This window comes from Levilactobacillus zymae DSM 19395 (assembly GCF_001434115.1).
GTDB lineage: Bacteria > Bacillota > Bacilli > Lactobacillales > Lactobacillaceae > Levilactobacillus > Levilactobacillus zymae.
On sequence record NZ_AZDW01000056.1, the window covers coordinates 1 to 5,744 of the forward strand.

Consider the following 5,744-nt stretch of genomic DNA (forward strand, 5'->3'; position numbering starts at 1 on the left):
TTTTTGAAAAACATGAAAACTGACGACTTTTTTGGAAGGTATGAATAATTCAGGTGGGTGTTTCATTATTAAAGTTCAAATTGCTTCCTGCATTTATTGCCGCATACATCGTTTCATTCTTGATTAAGGAAATCCAAAAGCGCATTACTGATGGGTTAGATTTGATCGTTGTTGTTTTAGTTGGCCCAATTCTGGTCAACATCTTGGCTGACTTAATCTCCCCAGGGGTGCTGATGATCTTGCACTTGATTGGGAATACCATTGTTTCTGCCGAAGCCGGGAACCCTTACGTCATGGGTGCCGTCCTCGGGGCTATCATTCCGTTAGTTGGGATGACGCCACTGTCTTCCATGGTGCTGACCAGTCTGATTGGATTGGTTGGTGTGCCAATGGCCATTGGGGCGTTAGGGTGTACCGGGAACTCGTTCTTAAACTTCAGTTTCTTCCGCAAGATGAAGTTTGGGGATAGCTCCACGACCTTAGCCGTAACCATCGAACCTTTGACCCAGATTGATATCATTGCTGCCAATCCAATTCCAATCTTTACGACCAATGCGATTGCCGGTGCCATCAATGGTATTATAGTGACGGCCTTTGGCTTAGTCGTGAACGTGACTGGGATGGCCACCCCATGGGCCGGACTGATTGTGGTCTTCGGGATGAACCCAATGATGAAGGTCTTGATCGCCGTAATCTTGATTCTGATCAACAGTACGATTTGGGCTTACATCGGAGCTTGGGTCTTCCGCAACTTCAAGATCCACACGGTTGCTGAAATCCGGGCCGACGACGAACTGGCTGAAAAGCACGAAAAAGAACCAGCCAAGGCTTAAGGTATTATCCGACTAAATTTGTTAAAATGTTGTTTAAAAACTGGATTGTGATGACAGGAGGAGTTTCAGATGACTGTAAATTATAAGAGTGTTTTTGATATCATCGGCCCGATTATGATTGGTCCATCTAGTTCCCATACCGCTGGTGCCTGTGCCATTGGCCGGGCTGCCAACAGTATTTTCCAAGAAACGCCAACGGATATCGTGGTACACTACTACGAATCCTTTGCCCAAACGCACAAAGGTCACGGAACCGACTACGCGATTATCAGTGGGATCCTGGGCTTTGAACCGGACGACAGCCGTGTGCCTTACGCCATTGGCTTAGCCCGCGATCAAGGCATCAACATTACCTTCATTGAAGAACCAGAAGACAGTCCAATCAACCACCCGAACACTGCCATCATTGAACTGACCAACAGTAAGGATGGCAAGAAGGTCACGGTTGCTGGTTGCTCCATCGGTGGGGGGACCATCGAAATCCGGGGCATCAAGATGAACGGCTTTGACATCAAGCCTAAGGGGCCACTTCCAATCTTATTAGTTCCTGGTAGCGAAGTTGACCAACAAAACGTCACCGATCAATTGACCGCGTTGACCAAGGTTAACGAAAAGAAGCAATACCAATCCGCCAAGGGCGACCTGTTCGAATACGATTTGGACCGGCGCTTAAAGCCCGAAGAGGTCAAGGAACTGGCTAAGAACAATACCAACTTAGTTTACTTGTAGGAGGTAATCTATCATGTACATGAGCGTAGCTGAATTAGTCGATGCTGCTAAGAAGACCAAGAAACCTATCTATGAACTAGTGATTGAACAGGAAATGGACACGTCCCACAACACCCGTGAAGAAATCTGGGATGCCATGGGCCGGAACCTCGACATCATGGCTGCCGCCGTAAAGAAGGGGGCCGAAGGCGAAGGGGTCTTCTCCAAGACCGGTTTGACCGGTGGGGAAGCCGTTAAGATCAAGAACTACCGGTCCGCTAAGAAGACGTTATCGGGTGACTTGATGATGCAAGCCGTTCAAAACGCCGTTTCCACCAACGAAGTCAACTCTTCCATGGGGGTTATCTGTGCGACGCCAACGGCCGGTTCTTCAGGAACCTTGCCTGGGGTGATCTTCACCTTAAAGGACCGTCTGGATTTGACCCGGGACCAAATGATCCAATTCCTCTTCACTGCTGGGGGCTTTGGGATGGTCTTGGCTAACAATGCCGGGATCGCCGGTGCCACTGGTGGTTGCCAAGCCGAAGTTGGGAGTGCCTCTGCCATGGGTGCCGCTGCCGCCGTTGAATTGGCCGGTGGGACGCCAGAACAAAGTGCCGAAGCCTTGGCTATGGCCATCAGTAACTTGTTAGGGTTAGTTTGTGACCCAGTTGCTGGGTTGGTTGAATTACCATGTGTCAAGCGGAACGCCATCGGGGTCGGTAACGCCTTGATTTCCGCCGACATGGCCTTAGCGGGTTGCACCAACAAGATTCCTGCCGACGAAGTGGTTGCAGCCATGGATAAAGTTGGTAAGGGCTTACCTTCCACCTTACGGGAAACCGGTTTGGGTGGCTTAGCCGCAACGCCTACGGGTGTTCGGATGAAGGAAAAGATCTTTGGTAAAGCAGTTGATGCGAAAGCTTAACTAACTGGTAAATTATCAGAGTGATGAAGAGAAAGCAGCCCGATAGGTCTCACGTGGTTGCTTTCTTTTTTATCACCCGTTAACTTCCCCACAATTATTTTATTAGTATGATAAAATAGTATAAACGAGACACGCAACGAGACATTAACGACCGAGTCATTTTAGTGAGGCGATGAATAATGCAGCAATATTTAACGGAGGAACAAAAATATGTTCGTGAATTTATCCCTTTTGTTGATTTCTTAGCTGATATTTTGGGGCCGAATAGTGAAGTGGTACTCAACGATTTAACCGATTTAAATCATTCTGTAGTGGCAATTCGCAACGCCCATATCTCCCACCGTCAAGTGGGCGATCCAGCGACGGATTTAGCCTTGCGCACCATGAAGGCGGGCAAGGACGAAAAACGGGACTATCTGGCGAACTATAAAGGGGTATCCCACGGGGATTATCCGCTCCGGTCATCTACGTATTTTTTACGACAGAACGGTGAAATTGTGGGGATGATCTGCATCAACACGGATGACAGCGACCTGGATACGCTCCAGGAACAGGTCATCAAGGTGTTGACCAACTACAAGCACCTGAATTCCCCGACCATTTATCAAACCAAGGGCGCCCCAAAGGCCCCCAAGGCTACGGAAGAGGTTGAACCGGAACACTTGACCACGTCGATCAACGACCTGGCCAAGGAAGTCACGCAAAGTACCTGTGCTCGGCACGGCGTCTCGGTGGATTACTTGAAGCGGGAGGATAAGTTAGAGATCGTCCGGAGCCTGTATCACCAAGGTTACTTCCTATTAAAGGATGCCGTAAGTGAACTGGCGAAGGTCCTCCACGTGTCGGATCCGAGTGTGTACCGTTACTTGCAAGTAGTTAAAGATGAAGAATTAAAAAGTAAAGAATAGTCGCAAAAAAGGAAGGATGGCGCCAATCGGGGCCAAGCCTTCCTTTTTGATTTGAGCTATTTGAGTTTATCGTTTCGTTGGGCCAGCGTTAAATGATGGCGGTCATCTAAGGGTTCTTGTGGGTGATGGGGCTTTTGGGGGTGTTGTTGGCCCCATTGATAGATCCAGTAGAGCCAGTAAGCCACGATGAGCTGAGAACCGGCGAACAGGAGACTTTGGTCGGTCACACCGACTAAGGCAAACGTGAGGAGGGGGCTAAACGTGGCATAGCCAACGGGAAAAATTAAGGCCGTAATCTTAGAGCCCTGTTTCATGCCCCAAATGATTTGATGATAGATCACCAAGACGATTACAGCAGTTAAACAAAACGGTCCAATGATATTAATAAGCGTCATAAAACTCACCCCCGAATTTAAATTAAAAGCAGTATAGCATATATTCGGGGAACGTAAACTAGCCCCGTTAAGGGTTAAAAAAGGTAAATCGCGGTCTGATAGGCTTTATGAGGATTCACTGAGAAAAGATTCTATTGATTATGAGATTTTATTAACGAAAGTTTATAAAGCTTACATTTATACGAATTATCATGTTAATAAAAACACATGGTATTGGGTTGATACGTAAAAGGGTTTACGTTCATTAATCATACGATTGGTAACCGTTACTTGGCACTGAGAAAGATTTATCAAATCACGCAACCCCCTGTTAATCCTGGATTTATGTGATAGAATTATGATTAATTTAAAAAGGAGGGCGTTGCCTATGTTAACCAAGAAAGATATCCAGAGAAAGTTGAATCAGGAACTTTATACCATCATGGCGGACTACGATATTGAAATTGACAATCGGTTGTATACAGAAGCTGAATATGAGAATTTAAAGGAGACACTTCTTAGATTACGTGAATTGAACATGACGAACGGTCAGATGGACCAATTATTAGCCGTCAATATGTAAACCTTAAGGTTAAAAAATAACACTCAAAAATTAAATAAAGAGGTGTGACGTGATGGAAGCTGATTCAGTCTCCGGTTCAGTCCAGTCTATAAAGTTCTAATGTTAGCGTAACTTCAACCTAACATTAGGACTTTTTTGATGCCCTCCTTTTTGCATCGGCTAGACTAAGTTTCCCGGTAAGATAGGGGAAGTTCCTGATTATTTTGAGAGCGGTTTCCGGTATAATGAAACTATGGATAAGTGGGTCGCTGGGCCCAAGTAAAGCCGGCCCCGACCCGAAGGAGGAATTCACGTGGATACCGAAAGTTTATCACCCGTTGAATCAAACGTTGTCGCGGAACTAGAAAAGGTGATTGATCCCGAACTCGGGGTGGATATCGTCAACCTTGGACTGATCTATGGCGTGAAGGTCACGGACGGTCATTGTGACCTCACCATGACGCTTACCACGATGGGCTGCCCCATTGGAAACGTGTTGGCAAACCAGATCAGCCAGGCCGTTATGGCGGCGGACGGGGTCGAGACCTGTGACCTAGAACTGGTCTGGGAACCCGCTTGGAACATTAGCAAGATGAGCCGCTACGCCAAGATTGCGCTCGGGGTCCACGAATAAATTAATGATTTAAATGACCATCAAACGAAAACCCAGGCTCTCCGTTGATTAGCGGGGAGCCTGGGTTTAGTTTAGGCGTTGATTAGATTATTATTTAACGCATAGCGCACCAATTCGGGCCGCGAGTGGATGTTGAGTTTGTGCATGATGCTGGCCTTATGGGCTTCCACGGTCTTCGGCGAGATGTAGAGCCGCGTGGCAATCGACTTATTGGAATAGCCCAGGACCATCAGGGGAAAGACCTCAATTTCCCGTTTGGAAAGGCGCGTGTAATTGTTGTTGTGCAACTGTTCGCGGGTGGGACAGGGATCAATCTGCGCGTCCAGGTAGGCTTGACCGTCCAGCACGCTTTGCAACGCCCAGACGATTTCGTGGTTGGGGGAATCGGCCAGAATGTAGGCGGCGATACCCTGAGCCAGGTAGTCCTCGGCTAAGGGCTTGGAACAAAGATTGCCCAAAGCCACCACCTGCGTAGTGGGGTCCAAAGGGTCCAGGTAGGCGTGAGCTAGGGTCATCAGGTCTTCGGTATAATCTGGCGCGATGACGATCAAAACGTCCAGCGTCGGGAGGGCGACCTGCAATTCGGACCAAGCCGTCAACCGCGTCGTGACCGCGCAGTTGGGTTGCTGATTGACCAAAAACGCCACGCGGTCTTTTAACGTATTCGTACGACCTAAAATGCCAACTCGATTCATCATGCTCGCGCCTCCCAGGGAAAAGTGGATTTTGCAGACTGATAATTAACCTGAATTATTCATACCTTCCAAAAAAGTCGTCAGTTTTCATGTTTTTCAAAA

8 protein-coding genes are annotated in these 5,744 nt (G+C 47.6%); 6 read left to right on the plus strand and 2 right to left on the minus strand.

Translation table 11 applies throughout. The annotated features are described in order from the left end of the window. The first annotated feature begins 53 nt into the window (after positions 1-53). The 4 genes from FD38_RS11850 to FD38_RS11865 all read left to right on the plus strand — a co-directional run bounded on the left by FD38_RS11850 (position 54) and on the right by FD38_RS11865 (position 3,377). Positions 54-833 (plus strand): PTS sugar transporter subunit IIC, encoded by a 780-nt coding sequence (locus FD38_RS11850; protein ID WP_057734454.1) that lies wholly within the window; start codon positions 54-56, stop codon positions 831-833. A 69-nt stretch (positions 834-902) separates the two neighbouring features. Then, the gene (sdaAB, locus tag FD38_RS11855) at positions 903-1,562 is read left to right on the plus strand and encodes an L-serine ammonia-lyase, iron-sulfur-dependent subunit beta (protein ID WP_057734456.1); all 660 of its coding nucleotides are present in this window, start codon (positions 903-905) and stop codon (positions 1,560-1,562) included. 13 nt (positions 1,563-1,575) lie between these two features. Then, on the plus strand, positions 1,576-2,469 hold the full coding sequence (gene sdaAA, locus FD38_RS11860; RefSeq protein ID WP_057734458.1) for an L-serine ammonia-lyase, iron-sulfur-dependent, subunit alpha: 894 nt from the start codon (positions 1,576-1,578) through the stop codon (positions 2,467-2,469). A gap of 179 nt (positions 2,470-2,648) precedes the next feature. After that, entirely contained in the window at positions 2,649-3,377 is a 729-nt protein-coding gene (locus tag FD38_RS11865) for a helix-turn-helix transcriptional regulator (protein WP_057734460.1), read from the plus strand. Positions 3,378-3,433: 56 nt separating this feature from the next. Here the strand turns inward: FD38_RS11865 and FD38_RS11870 are convergent, their stop codons facing one another. Beyond that, positions 3,434-3,772, minus strand: coding sequence for a hypothetical protein (locus tag FD38_RS11870; RefSeq protein ID WP_057734463.1), 339 nt, complete (start codon positions 3,770-3,772; stop codon positions 3,434-3,436). 367 nt (positions 3,773-4,139) lie between these two features. Between FD38_RS11870 and FD38_RS11875 the strand changes: the two genes are divergently transcribed. Together FD38_RS11875 and FD38_RS11880 are read left to right on the plus strand one after the other, a co-directional pair. Further along, positions 4,140-4,334 carry a hypothetical protein gene (locus FD38_RS11875; RefSeq protein WP_057734464.1) on the plus strand — a complete coding sequence of 65 codons (195 nt, stop codon included), beginning with the start codon at positions 4,140-4,142 and terminating at the stop codon, positions 4,332-4,334. A gap of 292 nt (positions 4,335-4,626) precedes the next feature. Further along, a complete protein-coding gene (locus FD38_RS11880) occupies positions 4,627-4,947 on the plus strand; it encodes a metal-sulfur cluster assembly factor (RefSeq protein ID WP_225430824.1) in 321 nt (106 codons plus the stop codon). A 71-nt stretch (positions 4,948-5,018) separates the two neighbouring features. Here the strand turns inward: FD38_RS11880 and FD38_RS11885 are convergent, their stop codons facing one another. Next, positions 5,019-5,645 (minus strand): response regulator transcription factor, encoded by a 627-nt coding sequence (locus tag FD38_RS11885; protein WP_057734468.1) that lies wholly within the window; start codon positions 5,643-5,645, stop codon positions 5,019-5,021. Positions 5,646-5,744: the final 99 nt, after the last annotated feature.

Coding starts and splice junctions, on each gene's coding strand:
- FD38_RS11865 (WP_057734460.1), top strand. CDS start 2,649: ATGCAGCAATATTTAACGGAGGAACAAAAATATGTTCGTGAATTTATC.
- sdaAA (WP_057734458.1), top strand. CDS start 1,576: ATGTACATGAGCGTAGCTGAATTAGTCGATGCTGCTAAGAAGACCAAG.
- FD38_RS11870 (WP_057734463.1), bottom strand. CDS start 3,772: ATGACGCTTATTAATATCATTGGACCGTTTTGTTTAACTGCTGTAATC.
- FD38_RS11875 (WP_057734464.1), top strand. CDS start 4,140: ATGTTAACCAAGAAAGATATCCAGAGAAAGTTGAATCAGGAACTTTAT.
- sdaAB (WP_057734456.1), top strand. CDS start 903: ATGACTGTAAATTATAAGAGTGTTTTTGATATCATCGGCCCGATTATG.
- FD38_RS11885 (WP_057734468.1), bottom strand. CDS start 5,645: ATGATGAATCGAGTTGGCATTTTAGGTCGTACGAATACGTTAAAAGAC.